The 20,734-nt window shown below is 53.2% G+C and carries 20 protein-coding genes; 19 read left to right on the top strand and 1 reads right to left on the bottom strand.

Annotated elements, in window-relative coordinates:
* Positions 1–12 precede the first annotated feature (12 nt).
* The 10 genes from nifE to H70357_RS27350 all read left to right on the top strand — a co-directional run bounded on the left by nifE (position 13) and on the right by H70357_RS27350 (position 10,306).
* Complete coding sequence (nifE, locus tag H70357_RS27395; protein ID WP_052092279.1) at positions 13–1,377, top strand: nitrogenase iron-molybdenum cofactor biosynthesis protein NifE; 1,365 nt, start codon at positions 13–15, stop codon at positions 1,375–1,377.
* Positions 1,367–2,695 carry a nitrogenase iron-molybdenum cofactor biosynthesis protein NifN gene (gene nifN, locus H70357_RS27390; protein WP_038595933.1) on the top strand — a complete coding sequence of 443 codons (1,329 nt, stop codon included), beginning with the start codon at positions 1,367–1,369 and terminating at the stop codon, positions 2,693–2,695. Before nifE ends, nifN begins: the two co-directional genes overlap by 11 nt.
* Positions 2,670–3,074 (top strand): nitrogen fixation protein NifX, encoded by a 405-nt coding sequence (gene nifX / locus H70357_RS27385; RefSeq protein WP_038595931.1) that lies wholly within the window; start codon positions 2,670–2,672, stop codon positions 3,072–3,074. The genes nifN and nifX overlap by 26 nt, the downstream gene beginning before the upstream one ends.
* Positions 3,058–3,624, top strand: a complete 567-nt coding sequence (locus tag H70357_RS27380) for a DUF269 domain-containing protein (RefSeq protein ID WP_038595928.1) — start codon at positions 3,058–3,060, stop codon at positions 3,622–3,624. The genes nifX and H70357_RS27380 overlap by 17 nt, the downstream gene beginning before the upstream one ends.
* Positions 3,625–3,660: 36 nt before the next feature.
* Entirely contained in the window at positions 3,661–4,413 is a 753-nt protein-coding gene (locus H70357_RS27375) for a HesA/MoeB/ThiF family protein (protein WP_038595924.1), read from the top strand.
* A complete protein-coding gene (locus H70357_RS27370; protein WP_038595922.1) occupies positions 4,410–5,552 on the top strand; it encodes a homocitrate synthase/isopropylmalate synthase family protein in 1,143 nt (380 codons plus the stop codon). The genes H70357_RS27375 and H70357_RS27370 overlap by 4 nt, the downstream gene beginning before the upstream one ends.
* Positions 5,553–5,761: 209 nt before the next feature.
* Positions 5,762–6,535, top strand: coding sequence for a Cof-type HAD-IIB family hydrolase (locus H70357_RS27365; protein WP_038595919.1), 774 nt, complete (start codon positions 5,762–5,764; stop codon positions 6,533–6,535).
* A gap of 157 nt (positions 6,536–6,692) precedes the next feature.
* Complete coding sequence (locus H70357_RS27360; protein WP_038600611.1) at positions 6,693–8,384, top strand: glycoside hydrolase family 13 protein; 1,692 nt, start codon at positions 6,693–6,695, stop codon at positions 8,382–8,384.
* A gap of 140 nt (positions 8,385–8,524) precedes the next feature.
* Positions 8,525–9,259, top strand: coding sequence for a class I SAM-dependent methyltransferase (locus H70357_RS27355; RefSeq protein ID WP_038595916.1), 735 nt, complete (start codon positions 8,525–8,527; stop codon positions 9,257–9,259).
* A 42-nt stretch (positions 9,260–9,301) separates the two neighbouring features.
* The gene (locus tag H70357_RS27350; RefSeq protein ID WP_052092278.1) at positions 9,302–10,306 is read left to right on the top strand and encodes an MBL fold metallo-hydrolase; all 1,005 of its coding nucleotides are present in this window, start codon (positions 9,302–9,304) and stop codon (positions 10,304–10,306) included.
* Positions 10,307–10,519: 213 nt separating this feature from the next.
* Here H70357_RS27350 and H70357_RS27345 read toward each other — a convergent pair whose 3' ends face one another.
* The gene (locus H70357_RS27345) at positions 10,520–11,119 is read right to left on the bottom strand and encodes a phosphatidylglycerophosphatase A family protein (RefSeq protein ID WP_038600605.1); all 600 of its coding nucleotides are present in this window, start codon (positions 11,117–11,119) and stop codon (positions 10,520–10,522) included.
* 271 nt (positions 11,120–11,390) lie between these two features.
* On the opposite strand from H70357_RS27345, the gene H70357_RS27340 reads away from it, so the two are divergent.
* The 9 genes from H70357_RS27340 (at position 11,391) to H70357_RS27300 (ending at position 20,711) form a co-directional block, all read left to right on the top strand.
* Positions 11,391–12,515 carry a GerMN domain-containing protein gene (locus tag H70357_RS27340; protein WP_052092277.1) on the top strand — a complete coding sequence of 375 codons (1,125 nt, stop codon included), beginning with the start codon at positions 11,391–11,393 and terminating at the stop codon, positions 12,513–12,515.
* A 186-nt stretch (positions 12,516–12,701) separates the two neighbouring features.
* The gene (rph, locus tag H70357_RS27335) at positions 12,702–13,460 is read left to right on the top strand and encodes a ribonuclease PH (protein WP_038595913.1); all 759 of its coding nucleotides are present in this window, start codon (positions 12,702–12,704) and stop codon (positions 13,458–13,460) included.
* 1 nt (position 13,461) lies between these two features.
* Positions 13,462–14,094 (top strand): XTP/dITP diphosphatase, encoded by a 633-nt coding sequence (locus H70357_RS27330; RefSeq protein ID WP_038595911.1) that lies wholly within the window; start codon positions 13,462–13,464, stop codon positions 14,092–14,094.
* 337 nt (positions 14,095–14,431) lie between these two features.
* Entirely contained in the window at positions 14,432–15,760 is a 1,329-nt protein-coding gene (locus tag H70357_RS27325) for an ABC transporter substrate-binding protein (RefSeq protein WP_038595909.1), read from the top strand.
* Positions 15,761–15,833: 73 nt separating this feature from the next.
* Positions 15,834–16,715: a carbohydrate ABC transporter permease gene (locus H70357_RS27320; protein WP_038595907.1), complete on the top strand. Its 882-nt coding sequence runs from the start codon at positions 15,834–15,836 to the stop codon at positions 16,713–16,715.
* Positions 16,712–17,560, top strand: coding sequence for a carbohydrate ABC transporter permease (locus H70357_RS27315; RefSeq protein WP_231578325.1), 849 nt, complete (start codon positions 16,712–16,714; stop codon positions 17,558–17,560). Before H70357_RS27320 ends, H70357_RS27315 begins: the two co-directional genes overlap by 4 nt.
* A gap of 63 nt (positions 17,561–17,623) precedes the next feature.
* Complete coding sequence (locus tag H70357_RS27310) at positions 17,624–19,171, top strand: DUF4127 family protein (protein ID WP_038595902.1); 1,548 nt, start codon at positions 17,624–17,626, stop codon at positions 19,169–19,171.
* A gap of 24 nt (positions 19,172–19,195) precedes the next feature.
* Complete coding sequence (locus H70357_RS27305; RefSeq protein WP_379146024.1) at positions 19,196–19,906, top strand: N-acetylmannosamine-6-phosphate 2-epimerase; 711 nt, start codon at positions 19,196–19,198, stop codon at positions 19,904–19,906.
* Complete coding sequence (locus H70357_RS27300; protein WP_038595897.1) at positions 19,884–20,711, top strand: MurR/RpiR family transcriptional regulator; 828 nt, start codon at positions 19,884–19,886, stop codon at positions 20,709–20,711. Before H70357_RS27305 ends, H70357_RS27300 begins: the two co-directional genes overlap by 23 nt.
* The last annotated feature ends 23 nt before the right edge of the window (positions 20,712–20,734 follow it).

Below are 20,734 nucleotides of genomic sequence, written 5' to 3'. Positions count from 1 at the left end.
GATGAAGAGCCGATGGACCCTGTGCGAAAAGACGAATTTGATTCCGAGGCTTGCGGGAGCCTCTCCCCCAAATCCAAGCCTTGTCCGCGGCCCAAACCGGGTGAAGCGGCCGGAGGCTGCTCCTTCGACGGAGCCCAAATCACATTGCTGCCGATTATGGATGCCGCGCATCTTGTCCATGGTCCGATTGCCTGTGCCGGGAACAGCTGGGAGAGCAGAGGGGCGTTGTCCAGCGGGCCTTCTCTGTCCCAGTATGGCTTTGCTACGGATCTTAACGATTCCGATATTATTTTTGGCGGGGAAAAGAAACTGAAGGAAAGTATCGACTATATTGCCGGGCGCTTTGCGCCTCCGGCAATATTTGTATATTCAACCTGTGTGACGGCTCTGATTGGCGAAGATATGGATGCTGTGTGCAAGGAGGCAGGGGAACGTCTGCATATCCCTGTTATTCCCGTGAACAGCCCGGGCTTTGTCGGCAGCAAGAATCTGGGCAACCGGCTGGCGGGTGATGCTCTGCTGCAGTATGTGATCGGGACAGGTGAACCGGAGCCGGGAACTCCGCTCGGCGTCAATTTGATCGGTGAATATAATATTGCCGGTGAAATGTGGGATATCGAGAAGCTGATGAACAGTGCCGGAATCGCCGTAACCTCGCGTATTACAGGAGATGCCAGATATAAGGAGATTACCTGGGCGCACCGTGCCAAGGTGAATATGGTGGTCTGCAGCCGCGCGCTGCTCGGTCTTGCCAAAGAGATGGAGTCGAGATATGGCATCCCTTATTTTGAGGGCTCTTTCTACGGGGCCAAGGAAACGACGTATTCCCTGCGCCAAATGGCGTATCTGATGAATGACCGTGAAATGGAGCGCCGTGTTGACCGGTTGACCGAGCGTGAAGAAAGTCGGCTGGCCATGGATTTGCGTCCGTACCGCAAGCTGCTGAAAGGGAAAAAGGCGGTGCTGTACACCGGCGGCGTTAAAAGCTGGTCCGTGATTTCCGCACTTAAAGAACTGGGTGTTCAGGTGGTTGGAGTCGGCACGAACAAAAGCACAGAGGATGATGTGCGGCGTATTGCCGACAGGGTAGGGGATGACACCGAATATATTCCGGAAGGCGGTGCGAGCCGGATTCTCAAAACTGTACGGGAACGTAAAGCTGATATCATGATCGCCGGCGGGCGCAATATGTATGTGGCGATGAAAGAGCAAATTCCTTTTATTGATATCAACCAGGAGAGGCACAAGGCTTACGCCGGGTATGAGGGGCTGCTGCGGCTGGCCAAGGAGCTGACGTATTCCCTGGCGAATCCAATCTGGAAGCTGGCATCTAGTCCTGCTCCATGGGATAAGGAGGCTCCGCCCTATGACCGTTAACCGGAGAAAAAAGCCCGCCTCGGTCAATCCGATCAAGATTGGCCAATCGCTGGGGGCTGTTCTGGCCCTTCAAGGCTGCTACCGCGCCATGCCGCTAATCCACGGCTCCCAAGGCTGTTCCGCTTTTCCCAAAGCACTGCTTACCCGGCATTTCCGCGAGCCGATCGCCGTACAGACCTCGGCGCTGCAGGAAATGGATGTTATTTTCGATGCTAACCGCAATTTGGAGGAGGCGCTCAATCTTGTGCTGAGCAAGCACCGGCCCGATATTATCGGCATTGTGGGAACAGAATTGACCGATGTGGCCGGAGTGGACTATCAAAGCCTGCTCAAGACGTATAAGCGGGAACGCAATATGCGCGGCGGGCTGGCGTTCTCCGTTGTACTGCCCGACTTTCGGGGCTCATTGGAGTCAGGGTTCAGCACTACAGTGGAGGCAATGATCGACGAGATGATCCAGCAGGTTGGACACCGGGGTTCGAGGAATGTAAATACCCGCCAGATTACGCTGCTTCCGGGTTCCTTTCTGACACCTGCAGATGTGATGGAGCTGAAGGAAATGATCTCATCCTTCGGATTTGATGTTATTGCTGTACCGGATATATCCACCTCGCTGTCCGGCCATCTCCTAACCGGATTTTCCCCGCTGACCCGAGGCGGTGTACCGCTGGATTCCATGCTGCAGAGCCTGCAGTCCGGCCTGACGATTGCCGTCGGAGCCAGCATGGAACGTCCGGCCAGGAGGCTGCACAATGCACTGGGCACACCCTACAAGGTATTTAATGGAGCCATGGGGCTCAAGGCAACAGATGATCTGCTGCATTTCCTGCATCAGATCAGCGGCGAGCCGGTGCCGCTCCGTTATTGCTGGCAGCGGGAGAACCTGCTTGACAGCATGCTGGATGCACATTTCCAATTTGCCGGAATGTCGGTGGTGGCCGCGCTGGAGCCGGATCATCTGTATTCCGTCTCAAGCTGGCTTGAGGAACTGGGCATGGAACAAAAGGCGCTGATTGCATCCTATGAAACTCCGATTGTTGCAGGTATGGAGCGGGAGGTGTGGGTAGGTGATCTGGATGATGCCGAGGTGCTCGGAAAAGACGCGGATTTATGGATCAGTAATTCGCATGGGATCGCAGGAGCAGAACGTATTGAAGCTGCATTTCTGGCGGCGGGTTTTCCGGTCTGGAGTGAGCTTGGGGCGTATATGTCCGTTTCGGTCGGCTATAGGGGTGCTATGGAATGGAGTAATAAAGCTGGGGATTTGTTGATGCGAAGGGAGGCTGAGCGCCGTGAAGGTAGCGTTCGCCACAGATGACGGAAACCGTGTAAATGCCCATTTCGGGCAAAGTCCAATGTTCGCTGTTTACAATGTGGCCAAAAATGGCGGAGAGCTCTTGGAGCTGCGCAAGCTCCCAGCCCTGCTCAATGAAGATGAAGCGGGCAGGATCGACAGCCGCCTGGAGGCGATAGGTGATTGTACCCTGATCTTCATTATGCAGATCGGGGCCTCCGCAGCGGCGAGGGTCACCCGCCGCAAGATTATGCCGGTGAAGGTACCCTTTGGCAGTCCGATTGATGAGCAGGTGAAACGGCTGGTGGAAATGCTTCAGGGCAAACCGCCCATGTGGCTGGCTAAGGTGCTGCGGGCGGAAGAAGAAGGCGAAGGGGAGGGAGTAGATGGAACCCATGGCTAAGACGAACATTAGTCTGTCAGGAGAAGCGGCTCAAGAAGGCGCGGCAGTACAACGCCGCAGCCGCTCCAGCCACAAGCCGCCGGATCCGGATACGGCGGATGCTTTTGTCCGGCGTTTATGCTATCTGCTGGGTACGGAAGACTTCTTTGGAAAATACGCTTCGTTTACGCCGCAGGCAAAGATCGCCAAGCAGTTTCTGGCTTCCGCCGAGGACAAAAGCAAGTCGGAATTTAACTGTGCCGTATCTCCGGAAGTGCGGCATCAGGTGCCGCTTGTCTTTCAGGCCGTCGCCGGCGTGATGGAAGAAAAAAGCGGCGTTATCGTACAGAGCACCGCCGAGATTAATGGAGAAGGCTTCGGGCGCGGACTGCTGTACACCGGCCGGGTGATCCTCGTTCTCAAAAGCCTGCGGGCCGGTTTCCCCTTTCCGTTCACGGCGGAAGAGAAGCTGATCCGTTACGGGGTGGAGTGTGTGGAGGAAGGGCTGGATTTTTTGCATAAATATAAGGAAATTACCGCCCTGCACGGTTTGCTAAGCCTGGAGGGCTAGCCAGTAAATGAATATCAGTCACAGGGGGAGACAGGGATGGAGCAGCTTGCCGGAGGTTTGGAGCTGGAACGGTATGCCCGGCAGCTGAAGCTGCTTGGAGAAAGCGGACAGCAGGCGCTGAAGGAAGCTACGGTTATGGTGGCCGGAATCGGCGGACTTGGAGGAACGGCCGCACTGTATTTGGCAGCGGCTGGCGTCGGCAAGCTTATTTTAGCCCATGAGGGAATCATCCTTGCACCGGATCTCAACCGGCAGATTCTTATGGACAGCGATCACCTGGGCATGGAACGGATAAGCACGGCAGCAGCGCAGCTGAAGCGGCTGAATCCGCATGTGGAGATCGAAGGGCATAATTCCAAAATTGAATATGAGATTGCCAGACCCTGGGTAGAGAGCGCCGATATTGTAATTGACGCCCGCTATGATTTTCCGGAGAGATATGCGTTGAACCGCATTTGTGTGGATACCGGGACGCCTATGGTGGAAGCTGCGATGTACGGCTTTGAGATTTCGCTTACCACTGTCGTTCCCGGGGAAACGCCCTGCCTGGAATGCCTATATCCAGATCTGCAGCCGCAGTGGGAACCGTTCGGGTTTCCAGTTTTGGGAGCTACGTCCGGAATTGCGGGTTGTTTGGCAGCACTGGAAGCCGTAAAATGGATTACAAGGGTAGGGACAACTTATGCGGGCGTAATGCATCGCTTCAGCTCACTCGACTTCGCCTGTTACAGCGTTGGGCTTACCCGTAATCCGAATTGCGCCTGCTGCGGAGAAGGAGGTAAACCGTGAAAAGTCTCAAGCTATGTGACACGACACTTAGGGATGGTGAACAGGCGGCTGGAGTTTCATTCACGAGGGCGGAAAAGCTGGAAATCGCAAAGTTGCTGTCGGAGTGCGGAGTAGAGCAAGCAGAGGTGGGTATTCCTGCCATGGGCAAGCGGGAGCAGGAGGATATTGCGGCAATCGCCGAACTGGGGCTTCCCATGAAGCTTATGACCTGGAACCGCTCGGTCCTTGGCGATATCGACAAAGCGCGCAGTACCGGAGTGAACTGGAGCCATGTGTCCATTCCGGTCTCGGAGATTCAGCTTCAGGGCAAGCTTGGGCTGACGCCGGCAGAGGGGCTGAACAAGCTGCTTCGTGCGGCGGAGCATGGACTCAGGCTGGGAATGACGGTGTCGGTAGGGATGGAGGACTCCTCCAGAGCGAATATGGAATTCCTGGTTGAATTGGTGAACAGCCTGTATAAAGAAGGAATCCGCTGGTTCCGTTATGCGGATACCGTATCTGCCCATCATCCCGGGCAGATGGCGGAGCGGGTAAGCACGCTGCTGGGGGCGGTTCCCGCGGATGTGGAGCTGGAAGTGCACTGCCATAATGACTTCGGGCTGGCATGCGCCAACACACTTAGCGGCATTGCCGCAGGTGCGGTTTGGGCCAGCACCACCGTAGCCGGCATTGGCGAACGCACGGGCAACGCGGCCATGGAGGAAGTTGCCATGGCCTGGCGGCATTTGTACGGCGGGGAGAGCGGTGTGCGGATGGATCTGCTCAAGGGTTTGGCGGATAAGGTTATTGCCGCCTCCGGGCGCAGTGTCGGCGATGCGAAGCCGATTGTGGGGCAGCTGGCATTTACGCATGAGTCGGGAATCCATGTGGACGGGCTGATGAAGGAGAAAAGCACGTATCAGACCTTTGATCCTGCGGAGGTGGGGCGGACGCACCGTTTCGTGCTGGGCAAACATTCCGGGAGCAATGGGGTAATCCATGTGCTGGAACAGAGAGGACTTGAGGTGAATGCCGACACGGCGGGGCGTTTGCTGGAACGGGTCCGCGTATACGCGGAGGCCAGAAAAGGCACCGTTCCGGAGTATTTGCTGGTGCAGTGGCTGATGGAGGATCAGCAGCGGGCCCAGAATGCGGTTTGAGCACCTGGAGTAAGTGATGAAGCAAGCAGCGTTCCGCTTCCTTTGTGGAGGCGGAACGCTGCTTGCTTTTTTGGCGGGTAATCTTGTTCAGAAGGCTTCTGTGCCGTGAAAAAAGCTGCGATTATTGTTGAAAACTTGCATAGCTTACTGTAAGCAACTACAATCTGAGCAGGATAGATTCATAGAGAATGCAAGAAGAATGGAGAGCTATGACTACAAAAACGATTTTTTTTGATATTGACGGTACGATTTATGATGAGGATAAACAGGTGCCTGCCTCCACCAAGGAAGCTATCGCGGAGCTCCAGCGACTGGGCCATCATGTGGCCATCGCTACAGGGAGAGCCTCCTACATGTTTGAGGATCTGCGGGAAGAGCTGGGGATCGATTCGTATGTTTCGCTTAACGGGCAATATGTTGTTTTTGAGGGGGAAGTGATTTACCGCAATCCGCTGGATACGGCTGCCTTGAAGGAGCTTACACTGTTCGCCGATAAGCAGGATCAGCCGGTAGCCTATATTGATGCCATTGACATGAAGGTGAACGTTGCGGAGCATGAGTATATTCAGACAAGCTTAGGATCACTGAAGCTGGCCTTTCCGACGCATGATGCAGAGTATTTTCTGCTGAATGAAATTTATCAGGCGATGATCTTTTGCCCGAAGGAGAGTCAGGACATGTATGTGGAAGCCTACCCCGGCTTCAAATTTATCCGCTGGCATCCGCTCTGTATGGATGTTCTGCCCGGCAACGGCTCGAAGGCTAACGGCATTGCCCAAATGATGAAGCATCTCGGGGTGAAGAAGGAAGATATTTATGCTTTTGGCGATGGCCTCAATGATGTAGAGATGCTGCAATTTGTCGGTCATGGCATCGCGATGGGCAATGCGGAGGATGAGGTTAAGGCCGTGGCTCCATATGTCACCAAGCATGTCAGCGAGAACGGAATTTATGAAGGATTAAAGATGGTGGGTTTGCTGTAGGTTAGGGATTTTTACAGAATCAATATATAAAACCATTTGTTATCGTCTTCCTCCAGTGTGGTTAAGATATATTAATATGTCCGGGCGAAGCCGCGCCGGTTTCGCCGGAGATCAGGATCTTAAACTACAGGAATTGAAGGAAGCGGAGGGAACCGGAGTGAACCCTAAATGGTGGAAAGAAAGCGTCGTGTACCAGATTTATCCGATCAGCTTTATGGACAGCAACGGTGACGGCATAGGCGATCTGCGCGGGATTATTTCCAAGCTCGATTACCTGCAGAATCTGGGTGTCGATGTCATCTGGGTGTGTCCGATTTATAAATCGCCAAACCATGACAATGGCTATGATATTAGTGATTACTGCGACATTATGAAGGAATTCGGGACGATGGATGATTTTGACCGGCTGCTCAGTGAGATGCATTCGCGCGGCATGAAGCTGATGATGGATCTGGTGCTGAATCATACCTCCCATGAGCATCCGTGGTTTATTGAATCGCGAAGCTCGAAGGATAATCCTAAACGGGATTTTTATATATGGAAAAAAGCCAAAAACGGCGGTCCGCCAAACAACTGGGAATCGTATTTCAGCGGTACGGTCTGGGAGCTGGATCCGGTGACGGACGAGTATTATCTCCATCTGTACTCCAAATATCAGCCGGATCTGAACTGGGAAAATCCCGTGGTAATCGACAAGCTGCATGAAATGGTGCAGTGGTGGCTGAAAAAAGGGGTCGACGGGTTCCGGTTTGACGCGATCGCCCACATCGTGAAGGCGGAGGGTTACCCTGATGCGCATAACCCGGGCGGAACGCCGACGGTGCGCGCCTATGATATGTTCTCTAACCTGTCGCATGTGCACACACTGCTGCAGAATCTGCACGATCGGGTGCTGTACTTCTACGATATTATGACGGTTGGCGAAACCTCGGGCCTCGGGCCGGAGCAGGCGCTGGATTATGTCGGGGACGGACGCCGGGAGCTGAACATGACCTTTCAGTTTGAACATATGAATCTGGATGCCGCCTCACCGGGCGGAGGGAAGTGGGATGTGGTTCCCTGGCGCCTGACGGAGCTCAAAAAAATCATCAGCAACTGGCAGACCGTCCTGCATGACCGGGGCTGGAACGCCAATTATTTATGCAATCATGACCAGCCGCGTTCGGTATCGAGGTTTGGCGACGATCTCTTCTACCGTGTTCCTTCGGCCAAAATGCTGGCCACCTTTATTCATATGCTGGAGGGTACGCCTTACATTTATCAGGGCGAAGAAATCGGCATGACGAATGTGGCTTTTGAATCAATCGACGAATACAGGGATGTGGAAACGCTCAATTATTATGAGGAAAAGCGTTCAAACGGCGTACCCGAAGCCGACATTATGGCCGCCATACACAAAAAAAGCCGGGACAATGCCCGCACGCCGATGCAATGGGATGATGGAGAAGAAGGGGGCTTCACAACCGGTGTGCCTTGGATCAGAGTGAACTCCAATTTCAAGGAAATAAATGCGGCTAGTGCAGTCAAAGACCCCGATTCAATTTTTAACTACTATAAAAAGCTGATTGAGCTGCGTAAAAATCATCAGGTGATCGTCTATGGTGAATATGGATTGTTGCTGGAGGAGCATCCGGAGATTTATGCCTATACCCGTACGCTGGAGGAGCAGCGGCTGCTGGTGATTTTGAATTTTTATGGCCAGGAGCCAGTGTTCGAGCTTCCGGGTGAATTCCAGCCGGAGAAGCTGGAGCTGCTGATCTCCAATTATGCCCCTTCCAAAGAGGAAGATCTAAGAAAGCTGAAGCTTCGTCCTTATGAGGCAAGGGTATATCTGCAGCGTCAACGTTGAAAAAGCAGAGAGTTGCCATGGCGCGGGAAGTATGGCGAAATGGCGACTCTTTTTTGAGTTTGCCGGCAAAAGGGGTTACAATTGCGGTACATTAGCATACATAGAGAGGTTTTTGCAGGTGCTGAGGGAGGAGAGAAATCATGAGTGAGTGGTATGAAGAGAGCTTTGGAGAAGACTATTTAATTGTCTACAGACACAGGGACTTCGGAGGGGCACGCCGCGAAGTGGAAAAGATGATCGACTGGCTTGCGCTTCCCCATGGCGCCAAAGTGCTGGATCTCTGCTGCGGGATGGGGCGTCATTCGCTGGCACTCTCGGAGGCCGGGTACGAGGTTACCGGTGTAGATTTATCCGAGGCGTTGCTGAGGGAGGCGCGTTCCCAGAAGGGAGCCGGATCGGTGACCTGGATACGCTCCGATATGCGGAAGCTGCCGCTGGATGGCGGTTTTGACGCAGTGGTTAACCTGTTTACTTCCTTCGGTTATTTTGAGGAGGATGAGGAACAGGTGAAGGTGCTGCGGGAAATTCACCGGATGCTTAAGCCGGGCGGCAAGTTTATTATAGATTTCCTTAACCCTGCTTATGTGATCCGCCATCTTGTACCACATTCCATTCGTGAGGATGGAGACAATCTCATTGATGAGTCACGCCGGATCGAAAACGGTTATGTGATGAAAGATATCATTCTTACCTCCAAAACAAATCAGACGCCCCGCCGCTACCATGAACGGGTAAAGCTCTATTCGCTGGAACAGTTCAGCAAGATGATCGCAGCCGCAGAACTGCGCCTCGAAGCTGTGCATGGCTGCTACGATGAAAGCGACTATGATGCAGAAAGCTCAACCCGGATGATCTTCCGGGGGATCCGGACTTAGATGGTTTCGGGAAGAAGACTTAGAGGAGGCGGCGAAGATTCCATGCGAAAGCCGGAAATCAAGATAAGGGACAGCGGCATTATCCAGATTTCGGTGCCGATGGCCCCGCCGCTGCGCCAGGTGAACAGCTATCTATTGCCAGACCGGGACGGCAACTATACGGTGATCGACCCCGGCCCGCATACGCTTGAGGCGGAGCTGGCTTGGCAGGAGGTTATGCAGGAGCTGGACTTCTCTTGGGACAAGGTGCACGGTGTTGTTGTCACACACCATCATCCCGACCATTACGGACTGGCCGGCTGGATGCAAACCCGCAGCGGCAGCAAGGTGTGGATATCGGAACGGGCTCATGCGGAAGCCCGGATGACCTGGGGAGCGGAGGCCACTCTGAACGAGACGCTGCCGCTCCAGTTCCTCCGGCATGGAATGCCGGAGCATTTGATTCAGGGGATCAGGGAGCATCTGGAGGGCTTCCTTCCAGAGGTAACCCCGCAGCCGGAGGTTACCTATATAAATGCTGCCACCCCTTTTCCGATGGGGGACCGTGAGTGGCAGCCGCTGGTTACCGGCGGGCATGCGCCGGGACATGTGTCGTTTTATCACGGCGGCAGCGGGCTTATGCTCTGCGGCGATGCTGTGCTGCCGCAAATCTCGCCCAATGTCAGCCTGCAGCCCGGCAGTGATCCGCAGCCGCTGCTGACCTTCATGGAGGGGCTGCGTGCGCTGCGCAGCTACCCGGTGGTGATGGCGTTCCCGGGGCACCGGGAACCGTTCGCCGGCTTTGCGGAGCGGCTGGACAGCCTGCTCCGCCATCACGAGGAGCGGCTGGATGCCACAGCCGCCCTGCTGGGTGAAGGCCCGCTGAGCGGATTCGCCGTCTGCGAGGCTATGTTCCGCAGCCGCGTAACCAGCGCGCATCAGCTGCGCTTTGCCATGGGCGAGACGCTGGCGCATCTCGCCGAGCTGGTGCGCCGGGAGCGGGCGGCAGTAATAGAGCCTGCTCCCGGGACGGGTGGCAGCGTGCTGTTCGCTGCTCTGAGCCCGTAGAGCTGCTTCAAGCTCAAGCGGCGGCAGGACGTTGCCGCGCGCGGAGTGAAGAGGGCGGGGCTGGCGGGAATAAGCAAGCTATAGCGCAACAAAGCAAATAGAGAACAATACTTAAAGCCATGACACAGAGTGAGCGCGATATTTCCGCTGCACTGTGGCATGGCTTTTTATAGTTGCTGCTATTCTCAAGGGACTTGCATTAATCACTGATCCTCACTCCGGCAAGTCGCTGCCAGCCGCTGGTTTCTTGGCAGCTTCTTCAACATCTTCGGGTGCATGGGGCAGGCCAAGCTCCTGTTCGCGCTCTGCTTGTTTCCGGTGAGCGATACGGCTGCTGGCGGCAGCGGCTACAGCGCCTACGATGTCATCCAAGAACGTATGGATCTCTCCGGTCGTTTTGTCATTGAGCCGTTCGAGCACGCCGGGCTTCAGTTTATCTACATAACCATAATTGGTGAAGCCTATGCTTCCGTACACATTCACGATGGAAAAAGCGAGGATTTCATCGACGCCGTACAATCCTTCATCGTTCTCAATCATGTCCTGCAGCGGGGGAAGCAGCTTGCCTTCCTCTGCCAGCACATCCAGCTGGATACCGGTCAGCACTGCATTCTGCACTTCACGTTTGCTGAGTACCATCTCAACGTTATGGACACATTCCTCCATCGTCAGATTCGGATAATATTTCTTTTGCAGGAGCATGACCAGCTCGGCAATTTCTGTAACGGTCACTCCGCGTTTGTGCATCCAGACTTTAGTTGCTTCCGCAACGGCCTTGCTGTTGAGACTGTAAGGGATTTTTGCATCAGCCATCATCTGTCACCTCATAGTAAGTAGTAGTTTTATTGCCTCTTATCATTTCCTTTTCTTTTCCTTCGAAAAAATCTGAAGGTAGTGAGATTGTACAGATTCTGGCAGTCAATGTCCAGCAGGTGCACTATTTCTGTGAAGTGGAAGTGTAGTGATTTCCCTGCCAATTATTTTACGGCCAATATTTTAGGATAAGCCGTTGTTATTTTTTGGACAGAGGGCTCGTATACATAGCAGTACAATCTGGTATTAACCTTGAAAGGGGTAATTATTGATGAAACATATGAAGCAAATCCGCAATCTTTCGGCGGTTTGTCTGCTGACGGTTCCACTTGCACTGTCCGGCTGCGGTCTGTTTGGCTCAGAGTCGGCAGCGGTTGATCCGCCGCCGGGAGAAGTTGAGGCGCAAATGCTGGAGGTTAGCGGAACTACCGAGCTGGATTCCGGGGTGTTCGCACCGCTTGCCTCGGAAGAAAAAGAAGCTGTAGCTGATAAGGATGCCAAAGCAGCCGCACCGGCAGAGGCCGGGGAGCGGACAACCGTCTTTCTCGAAGATGGCAACGGATTGCTTGCCCCTGTATCGCTTAGCCTGCCGAAAGGCGAGAGCTCTGCTATGCTAAAGGATTCGCTCACGGCACTGGTCAGCAAGGGAGCCTACGCTTCGTCTTTGCCGGAAGGTTTTCAGGGTGTGCTTCCTGCCGGAACGGAAGTGAAGAGTGTCTCCGTGGATAAAGATAAGCTGGCCGTTGTCGAGTTCAACTCTACCTTTAACGACTACGATCCGCTGGAGGAGCGCAAAATTCTCGAAGCAATTACCTGGACATTAACCGGCCAGGAGGGCATTAAGGGCGTGCAGCTCTGGGTTGAAGGCAAGAAATTGACAGAAATGCCGCTGCTCGGCATCCCGCTGGACCGTGCGCTGACACGCAGCATGGGCATTAATCTGCCGAAGCATGGAACACCGCTGATGAATTCCAGCGCAGTTACGGTTTATTTTTCCGCTGCAGCCCCTGATGGCGTTCATCAGTATTATGTGCCTGTAACCCGGTTTGTACCCGCGGGAGAAGAGCCGCTGAAAGCAGCCTTGAACGAACTGATTGCCGGACCGGAATCCGGAAACGGCCTGGAGATGGTAATGACCCAGGAAACCGTGCTCGACTCGGTGAAAGCGGGGCAGAATGGTGTAGTTACAGTCTCTTTGACCGACGATATGTTTGCGGACAGCAAAAATGTTCCCAATGAGTTTTTGGAATCCGTAGTGCTGACAGTCGCGCAAAATGCCGAAGATGCTCCGGTCCAGATTCGCCTGAACGGCAAGGAGACAGTCACCGGAAGCAATAATGTTGATTACGGCAAGCCGGTTTCCGCTCCGGAATATGTGAACGAGCTGCCGTTATAAAATGCATCCGGCAGGCTGAAAAGATGCTTTTGTGCCTACTCTTTGGTAGAATAAAGTTTGCCAAGCAGAAACGGATAACGTCCTTAACCGGGGTGTTATCCGTTTCTGCGGAAATCTAAGAATGCAGTGATTTCCGGCAGGCAGCACACAAACTTTAGCTACACAAAGATGCAGGAGGCAGAAAACATGAGATCAAACGGACGTAACGACGACGGGCTCCGGCCGCTGACAATAACAACCCAAACGAATAAATATGCGGAGGGTTCCGTAATCATTGAGATGGGGGACACCAAAGTTATCTGTACGGCAACGGTGGATGAGAAGGTCCCGCCTTTTCTTAAAGGACAAGGCAAGGGATGGGTGACCGCCGAATATTCCATGCTTCCCCGGGCCACGCAGACACGCAACCAGCGTGAAGCGGCGCGCGGCAAGCTTACCGGGCGGACGATGGAAATTCAGCGTCTGATTGGCCGGGCGCTGCGTTCTGTTGTTAATTTGCAGGCGCTCGGCGAGCGCAGCATTACGCTGGACTGCGATGTGATTCAAGCGGACGGAGGCACACGGACGGCTTCGATTACGGGTGCTTTTGTAGCGATGGCCTTTGCGATCAACAAAATTGCGCTCCAGCACAAGCTGAGCGTATTCCCGATTACGGACTATCTGGCGGCAATCAGCGTCGGTGTGGTTGGCGACAAAACGCTGCTGGATTTGAACTATGAAGAGGATTCCAAAGCCAAGGTCGATATGAATGTGGTCATGACGGGCGGAGGCGCTTTTGTGGAGGTGCAGGGCACCGGCGAAGAGCGGCCGTTCACCCGCCAGGAGCTGGACCAGCTGCTGGGCTTGGGCGAGAAGGGGATTTACGAGCTGATCGCCGTGCAAAAAGAAGTGCTTGGTCCCATCGCCCTCAAAATACCGTCCGGCCAGCCAGGCCAAGAGGTGTAGTATGAAGACCGCAAGCGGAATTCTGATTGTTGCGACGAAAAATAAAGGCAAGGTACGCGAATTCCAGCATGCTTTTGCACCGCTTGGGCTGGAGGTCAAAAGTATGTTCGATTATCCCGCTCTGCCGGATGTAGTGGAAGACGGGGTTACTTTTGCCGAAAATGCGCTGAAAAAGTCAAAAGCCGTAGGCGATGCCTTGGGACTGCCCGTTCTGGCGGATGATTCCGGTCTTTGTGTGGATGCCCTTGACGGCAGGCCGGGGGTCTACTCGGCACGTTATGCGGGTGAAGGCGCAGAGGACGGTGAGAATAACCTTAAGCTGCTGAACGAGCTGGAAGAACTGAAGCAGGGCGAGGATACCGGCCAGCCGCTGCTCAGCACGGCACGGTTCGTCTGCGCGTTATCGCTGTACGATCCTGCAAATGGACAAGAGCTTACCGCTGAAGGCAGGGTAGAGGGCTGGATTACCTCTGAGCCTGCCGGCGGCGGCGGGTTCGGCTATGATCCGCTCTTTTATCTGCCGGGATTTGAGAAGACAATGGCGGAGCTGACGCTGGAAGAGAAGCAGCAGATCAGCCACCGGGGGATGGCGCTGCGGCTGCTGACCGAGAAGCTTGCGGCTTCCCGCCAGTAAGAGCCAGCAGGACAAATTATATTGATTCGACAACATTGCGGCAGGTAAATTGACATGCGGTGAAAAATGTCGCAAGAATAAATTTCTCCTATACGTTAAGTAAAAACAACCTGTCCGCGAATTTTGCAGACAGGTTGTTTTATTATTACCCTGATATACCTAGATTTGAAACCGTTTACACTAAAAAGAAAGATTATTTCTTTTTTATTTATTTTTATGAAAAAATACTTCATTATTTTTCCTTTATCTGCTATACTCCTAAGAAAGAGAGGGCTGAGTGAGAAAAGGTAACATGTTTGAGGCTCTCGTCTTATACCACTATCAAGGGGGATTTTGTGTGAGAACAAACAGATCAGGCTTTATTCTGTCACTGCTAGTCGTGATGGCGCTGTCTATGCTGCTGGCCGGCTGTGGAGGGAATGGGAATGCTCCTGCTCCAACCACTTCTGCGAATGGGGCAGAACCTTCTGCTGAACAGACCGATACGCCCAAATCGGAGCCTGTCACATTGGAATTTTGGACGATTGCCCTTCAGCCCACCTTCAATGATTATTTCAATGATCTGATTGCGAAATACGAGGAAAGCCACCCCGGTGTAACGATTGAATGGAAAGACTATCCTTACGATGCCATCTCACAACGGCTGCTGACGAGCACAGCCAGCGGCAAAAGCCCCGATGTAGTGAATCTGAACACAGAATTTGCGAGCCAGCTGGGAAGCAAAGGTGCTTTGCTGAATCTTGCAGATCATCTTACAGCGGAAGAAGCAGGTTCTTATTTTGAAGGGATCTACAACTCTACCGTGTTTGACGGCAAGGCCTATGCGCTTCCATGGTATACAGGCACGGAAGTTCTGTTCATGAATAAAAAGCTTGTGGAAAAAGCCGGTCTGGATCCTTCCAATCCGCCGCAAACCCGGGATGAGCTGATTGAATGGGCCCGTCAGGTTCATCAAAAGACCGGAGCCGCCGGATATGCGCAGCAGCTCGTATCCAAGCTGTTTCCGATCGATGGAATCTCCATTCTGAATGAAGATAAGACGGCCGCAGCCTTCAATACGCCGGAAGCTGAAGCCATGATCTCCAAAATGCGCGATCTAATGAAAGAAGGCGTGGTCCTGAAGGAAGATGCGGATTTCACAAAGCAGATCCAGTATTTCTCCGGTGAACAGGTAGCCTTCCAGTTGTCGGGCCCGACCTTTATCAACTTTATCAAGACCTCGGCGCCGGAAGTATATGCGAACACGATTGCGGTTCAACTGCCTACAGGCAAAGCCAACCTCCGGCTCTCTAATTCCATGGATCTGGTTGTGCCGCAAAAGTCGAAGAATCCGGAGCAGGCTGTTGAATTTGCAGCTTTTGTGACCAATGCGGACAATCAGACCGCCTTCTCCAAGGTTGCCAATACGTTGCCATCATCCAAAGCTTCCATTACAGATCCATTCTTCACCAAATCTGACGGCACGCTTGAAGCGGAAGCCAAGGTTGTCTCATCGCAAAGTTTGGATAAGGCTACCGATTATATGGTCGGTGTTCCAAGCGCCTCCGATATCAACTCCGCGCTTGCCCGCGGACTGCAGGAAATATTGCTCAACGGGGCAGATATCAAAGAAACGCTGGATGCTGTGGAAAAAGAAGTGAACGGAATCATTAAACAGGGTTCGTAAACCGCTTAGAGATGCGGGGAGGCGCTGTCCTCCCCTTTATATGCTGCAGTACAGAGGGAGGGAGGAATATCGAATGAAGAGATGGGCACGTTCGGAATCTTTCAGCGCTTGGGCGTTTATGACGCCGGGCCTTGTGTTTCTCGCCATTTTTACATTTTGGCCGATCCTTTACGGAATTCCGCTTGCATTAACCGATTATTCTGTCATCGCCGAGACTCGTTATGTAGGCTTTGAGAATTTCACCAGAGCCTTTCAGGATCACAATTTTACCGTCTCGTTATGGAATTCGCTGGTGTATGTCCTTATTGTTCCGATTATTCAGGTCATCTCCATTCTGATGGCTATTCTCGTAAACAGCCGTCTTCCGGGTGTGAAGATGTTCAGGGCGGCTTATTATATTCCGGTTGTGACTTCGATGGTTGCAGTTGCGCTCATCTGGAGCTGGCTGCTGGGCAACAATGGTGTGGTTAACTATCTGCTAATCCAAGCTGGAATCATCGACGGGCAGGTCTCGTGGCTGTCGAGCAGCAGCACCGCATTATATGTCCTGATGTTCATCACCATGTGGAAAGGTCTCGGTTATTACATGATGCTGTATCTGGCGGGTCTTCAGGGTATTCCCTCAGATTTGTATGAAGCGGCCAGAGTGGATGGGGCGGGTCCTCTGAGGCTCGTTGTGCATGTGACGATTCCTCTGCTGAGGCCTCATATCCTGTTCTGTACGCTGATCTCGATTATGGGGGCGGTCCGGGTATTCGATGAGGTATACATTCTGACCAAAGGCGGGCCGGGAACCTCGACGCTGACCTCCAGCGTGTATATTTTTCAAAAGGGACTGGAGCAGTTCAACTTCGGATATGCATCCGCGCTTGGTCTGATAGTCAGCGTTATTATAGGGGCGCTTAGCATTCTGGTGTTCCGCTTTAACCGGAAAGGCGGGGTGAATTCATATTGAACACAACGAGCAGATCATTCAAACAGCTGAAAAATGGAGTCCGTTATTCCGTCATTTACCTTCTGCTAATTTTGCTGGCCCTGTTCATGATGGGCCCTTTTCTCTGGCTGCTCAGTGTGTCACTGATGCCTGGCAGAAATGTGTTCTCCAGCCCGCCGGCCATTCTGCCGACGTTCATTGATTTTGATAACTACGTGCAGGTCTGGCAGTTCATGTCCTTTCCGCGCTATATTACGAATACGGTCATTATTGCTGGGCTTGGGGTGGTGTTTAATGTTCTGCTGGCCAGTACGACGGCGTATCCGCTGGCAGTCTTTCATTTCAAAGGCCGGAATTTCGTGTTCACGCTGTTGATCGCCACCATGATTATTCCCTCCTCCACGGCAATGATTGTGCATTATCTGACCATTCAGGCTTTTCACTTAGGCAATTCCTATCTGGGGGTTGTGCTTCCGGCCGCTGTGTCGGTATTCAATATTTTTCTGATGCGCCAGACCTTTCTGGGTATTCCGTCGGATATCAGGGATTCAGGGAAAATGGACGGCGCTTCAGAGCTCCGCATCTTCTGGCAGCTCGTTCTGCCGCTGGTCAAACCAGGGATTGCCGTCATTGTGCTGCTGGAAGTCATGGCGTTCTGGAATAACTTCCTGTGGCCGATTGTCATCCTGGATGATCCCGAGAAATATCCGCTGGCTGCCGCGCTTACGTACCTGAACGGCCAGTTTTCGTATAACTTCGGCTGGATTGCCGCAGGGACGATGATATCGGTCATTCCTATTATTGTAGTCTTTCTATTTACCCAGAAATATTATATGGAAGGTATCGCAGGTGCGATCAAAGGTTAAGAACGGATACCGGCTGACCCTGCAAGGGATTCAATGATCAGATAGAAAGGATGGCGGGTAAGAATGGCGAATTCATACACAATCGCATTTGTGCCGCTGGATGAGCGGCCCTGCAATTACGAGTTCCCCCCTCTGTTGGCTAGGGGAACAGATTTTGAGGTGCAGCGTCCCCCGATGCAGCTGATGGGACTGAAGAAGCGTCCCGGAGATACGGACGGGTTATGGAGATGGTTTGAAGAGGCCTGCTCCCAGGCGGACGGTGCGGTGGTTGCTATAGATACATTGCTGTACGGAGGGATTATCCCCTCCAGACTGCATAGCTTGCAGCTGGAGGAGCTTGCCGCAAGGCTTGATAAGCTGCGGGATCTCAAACGGCTGCACCCGAAGCTGGTCATATATGCCTTTCAGCTTATTATGCGCTGCCCGCAGTATTCGCTGTCCGACGAAGAGCCAGATTATTATGCCGATTGGGGCCGGGAAATTTTCCGCAAAGGTTTTATTGGCCACCGCAAGGAGCTCGGCAACGCATCAGGAGAGGAACTGCAGGAGCTTGCGGAGATTGAAGCACGGCTTCCGCAGGAAATACTGGATGATTACCTCGCACGGCGCAGCATTAATATTGAAGCGAATAAACTGGTGCTGGAGCTGGTGAAGGAAGGCATTATCGAGTTCCTGATTTTCCCGCAGGATGACTCGGCACCCTTCGGGCATACAGCCAAAGATCAGCAGAAGGTCCGCACGCGGATTACGGAGCTTGATTTGGAGCTTAAAGCCTATATGTACCCCGGTGCAGACGAGGTGGGCTGCACGCTGCTGGCACGGATGATTAATAAAACTACAGGATCAGTGCCGCTCATTTATCCGAGGTTGTCTTCGGTGCAGGGAGCATTCGTCACCCCGTTGTTCGAAGACCGCTTTTTCTATGAGACGCTGAAGTACCAGATTACCGCCGCTGGAGGCCTGATTGCTTCCAGTGCCCAGGAGGCGGATCTTGTGCTGCTGCTGAATACGCCGGGAGAGACAATGATGGAAGCGGTATCGCAGCATCAGTCTTTTTTCAGCTATGATGTGTACCGGAACCTGATGGAGCTTGTGGAATACGGCGATTATATAATGAAACATAAAGGCAAGCCCGTTGCCGTTGCCGATGTCGGCTATGCCAATGGCGGTGACCAGAAGCTGGTCAAAATGCTGCGGGAAAAGGGAATGCTGTTTGAACTCGCAGGTTATGCCGGCTGGAATACAAGCTCCAACACGCTGGGGACGGTCATTTCGCAGGCTATGATCTATCTGCATTACGGGCGCACAAAAGAGCATTTGGACTTCCTTGGTCTCCGGTATGCTGAGGATGTATGCTATTGCTCAGTCGTCCGCGGGGAGCTTAGCGAGGGTCCAATCGAGGAGCTGGGCTGCGGCAAATATCTGCTCGACGGACAGCGGGGAAAGGTCTCGGCTCTGGTTGAACAGCGGCTGCGCCAGGAGTTGGCGTCAAGAATCGATGGTCCCGGGGGCACGGTAGAGATTACAGACTGCTACATGCCTTGGAACCGGATGTTTGAGGTAGGGCTCTCCGTTCGCTTTGTGCCAGCCGGGGAATCCAAGGAACAATAGACTACTAGAGAGAGGGTGGGGACCCTGAATACGATATTGCAGAAGCTGCGTCATGGACTAATTGTTTCCTGTCAGGCGCTTCCGGGTGAACCGCTGCATGGTGCTGAAATCATGGCACGCATGGCAGCTGCCGCCGAGGAAGGAGGGGCTGTAGGCATCCGGGCAAATGGCTCCGCAGACATCCGGGCGATCAAAAGTGCCGTCTCGCTGCCGGTTATCGGCATTATCAAGAGGGATTATCCGGGTTCGGAAGTATATATCACACCAACACTAAGAGAAATTGACGAACTGCTGGAGGCCGGGGCCGATATGATCGCCTTTGATGCGACAAGGCAAAAGAGACCGGGAGACAGCACCTTGGAGCAAATCGTCGCTTTTCTGCACCGGAGCGGCACGGCTTCGATGGCCGACATTTCGATTTTGGAGGAGGCTGTCCATGCAGAAGCGCTGGGGGTCACCTGCGTCTCGACCACACTCTCGGGCTATACGCCGTATTCCCTGCAGCAGGAAGGGCCTAACTTTGAACTGCTGCAAAGCGCTGTTGATCGTTTGTCCATCCCGGTTATTGCGGAAGGCAGAATGAATGAACCCGCCCAGGTGCAGCAGGCTCTGGAGCTTGGAGCTTATGCGGTAGTTGTGGGTTCAGCCATTACAAGACCCCAGCTGATTACCGGGCGATTTATGGCAGCAATTAGAAAGGTGGCTGTTAACGATGGAAATGACGGATCGGATTAATACGTATTATCCTTCCATGACCAAATCGGAGCAGAAGGTGGCCCGTTGTGTGCTTGAGCATCCGGATAATATCATCTATTTTTCGGTTACGGAGCTTGCGGATTTTGCCGGCACCGGTGAAACCACGGTTATGCGCTTCTGCCGCAAAATCGGATTTAAGGGTTACCAGGACTTCAAGCTTATGCTTGCCCAAGGGCTGCCAAAGCAGCAAGCCTTGTCCGGCCGTGAAGGCAGAGACGGGGATTATCCGACGCATCTTTACGAATCTATGGTTGATGTCCTCCAATCCAGCCTGAGCATGCTGGACCGCGGACAGCTTGAAGAATCCGTTAATCAAATTGATGCGGCGCGCCATGTGCAGTTTTTTGGGGTAGGCTCATCGGCGATTACCGCACTGGATGCCAAAAATCGCTTTCTGCGTATCGGCAGACGGGTTGAGGCCATAGCGGACAGCCACATCCAGTCGATGATGGCAGTAACGATGGGCAAAGGGGATATCGCCTTCGGCATCAGCGTTTCCGGAAGCACTCTGGATACCAATGATATGTTAATGAAGGCGAAGCAGAACGGGGCGAAGATCATTGCCATGACCAACTACGCGAAGTCCCCCATCGCGTCTATTGCTGATATCGTTCTTCTCACTGCCGGTAAAGAGTCGCCTCTGGAAGGCGGGTCCATCGGTGCGAAGATCTCCCAGTTGTTTATTATCGACCTGATCTGTGAGGGACTGGAACGCAGGCATACAGATGAGACGAAGAACATGAAGGAACGGACGGCAAGAGCTGTCATTGACCGTATTTATTGAGGGTGCAGCCGCAGCCTCAATAC

The organism is Paenibacillus sp. FSL H7-0357 (assembly GCF_000758525.1).
GTDB lineage: Bacteria > Bacillota > Bacilli > Paenibacillales > Paenibacillaceae > Paenibacillus_AQ.
This window is presented reverse-complemented; position numbering and strand designations above follow the sequence as displayed.

Bases quoted from the DNA above. Each gene is read 5' to 3' on its own strand.
- H70357_RS27380 (WP_038595928.1), top strand. From the start codon at position 3,058: ATGGAACCCATGGCTAAGACGAACATTAGTCTGTCAGGAGAAGCGGCT.
- rph (WP_038595913.1), top strand. From the start codon at position 12,702: ATGAGATCAAACGGACGTAACGACGACGGGCTCCGGCCGCTGACAATA.
- H70357_RS27355 (WP_038595916.1), top strand. From the start codon at position 8,525: ATGAGTGAGTGGTATGAAGAGAGCTTTGGAGAAGACTATTTAATTGTC.
- H70357_RS27345 (WP_038600605.1), bottom strand. From the start codon at position 11,119: ATGGCTGATGCAAAAATCCCTTACAGTCTCAACAGCAAGGCCGTTGCG.
- H70357_RS27330 (WP_038595911.1), top strand. From the start codon at position 13,462: ATGAAGACCGCAAGCGGAATTCTGATTGTTGCGACGAAAAATAAAGGC.
- nifE (WP_052092279.1), top strand. From the start codon at position 13: ATGGACCCTGTGCGAAAAGACGAATTTGATTCCGAGGCTTGCGGGAGC.
- H70357_RS27365 (WP_038595919.1), top strand. From the start codon at position 5,762: ATGACTACAAAAACGATTTTTTTTGATATTGACGGTACGATTTATGAT.
- H70357_RS27350 (WP_052092278.1), top strand. From the start codon at position 9,302: ATGCGAAAGCCGGAAATCAAGATAAGGGACAGCGGCATTATCCAGATT.
- H70357_RS27320 (WP_038595907.1), top strand. From the start codon at position 15,834: ATGAAGAGATGGGCACGTTCGGAATCTTTCAGCGCTTGGGCGTTTATG.
- H70357_RS27340 (WP_052092277.1), top strand. From the start codon at position 11,391: ATGAAACATATGAAGCAAATCCGCAATCTTTCGGCGGTTTGTCTGCTG.
- H70357_RS27310 (WP_038595902.1), top strand. From the start codon at position 17,624: ATGGCGAATTCATACACAATCGCATTTGTGCCGCTGGATGAGCGGCCC.
- H70357_RS27375 (WP_038595924.1), top strand. From the start codon at position 3,661: ATGGAGCAGCTTGCCGGAGGTTTGGAGCTGGAACGGTATGCCCGGCAG.
- H70357_RS27300 (WP_038595897.1), top strand. From the start codon at position 19,884: ATGGAAATGACGGATCGGATTAATACGTATTATCCTTCCATGACCAAA.
- nifN (WP_038595933.1), top strand. From the start codon at position 1,367: ATGACCGTTAACCGGAGAAAAAAGCCCGCCTCGGTCAATCCGATCAAG.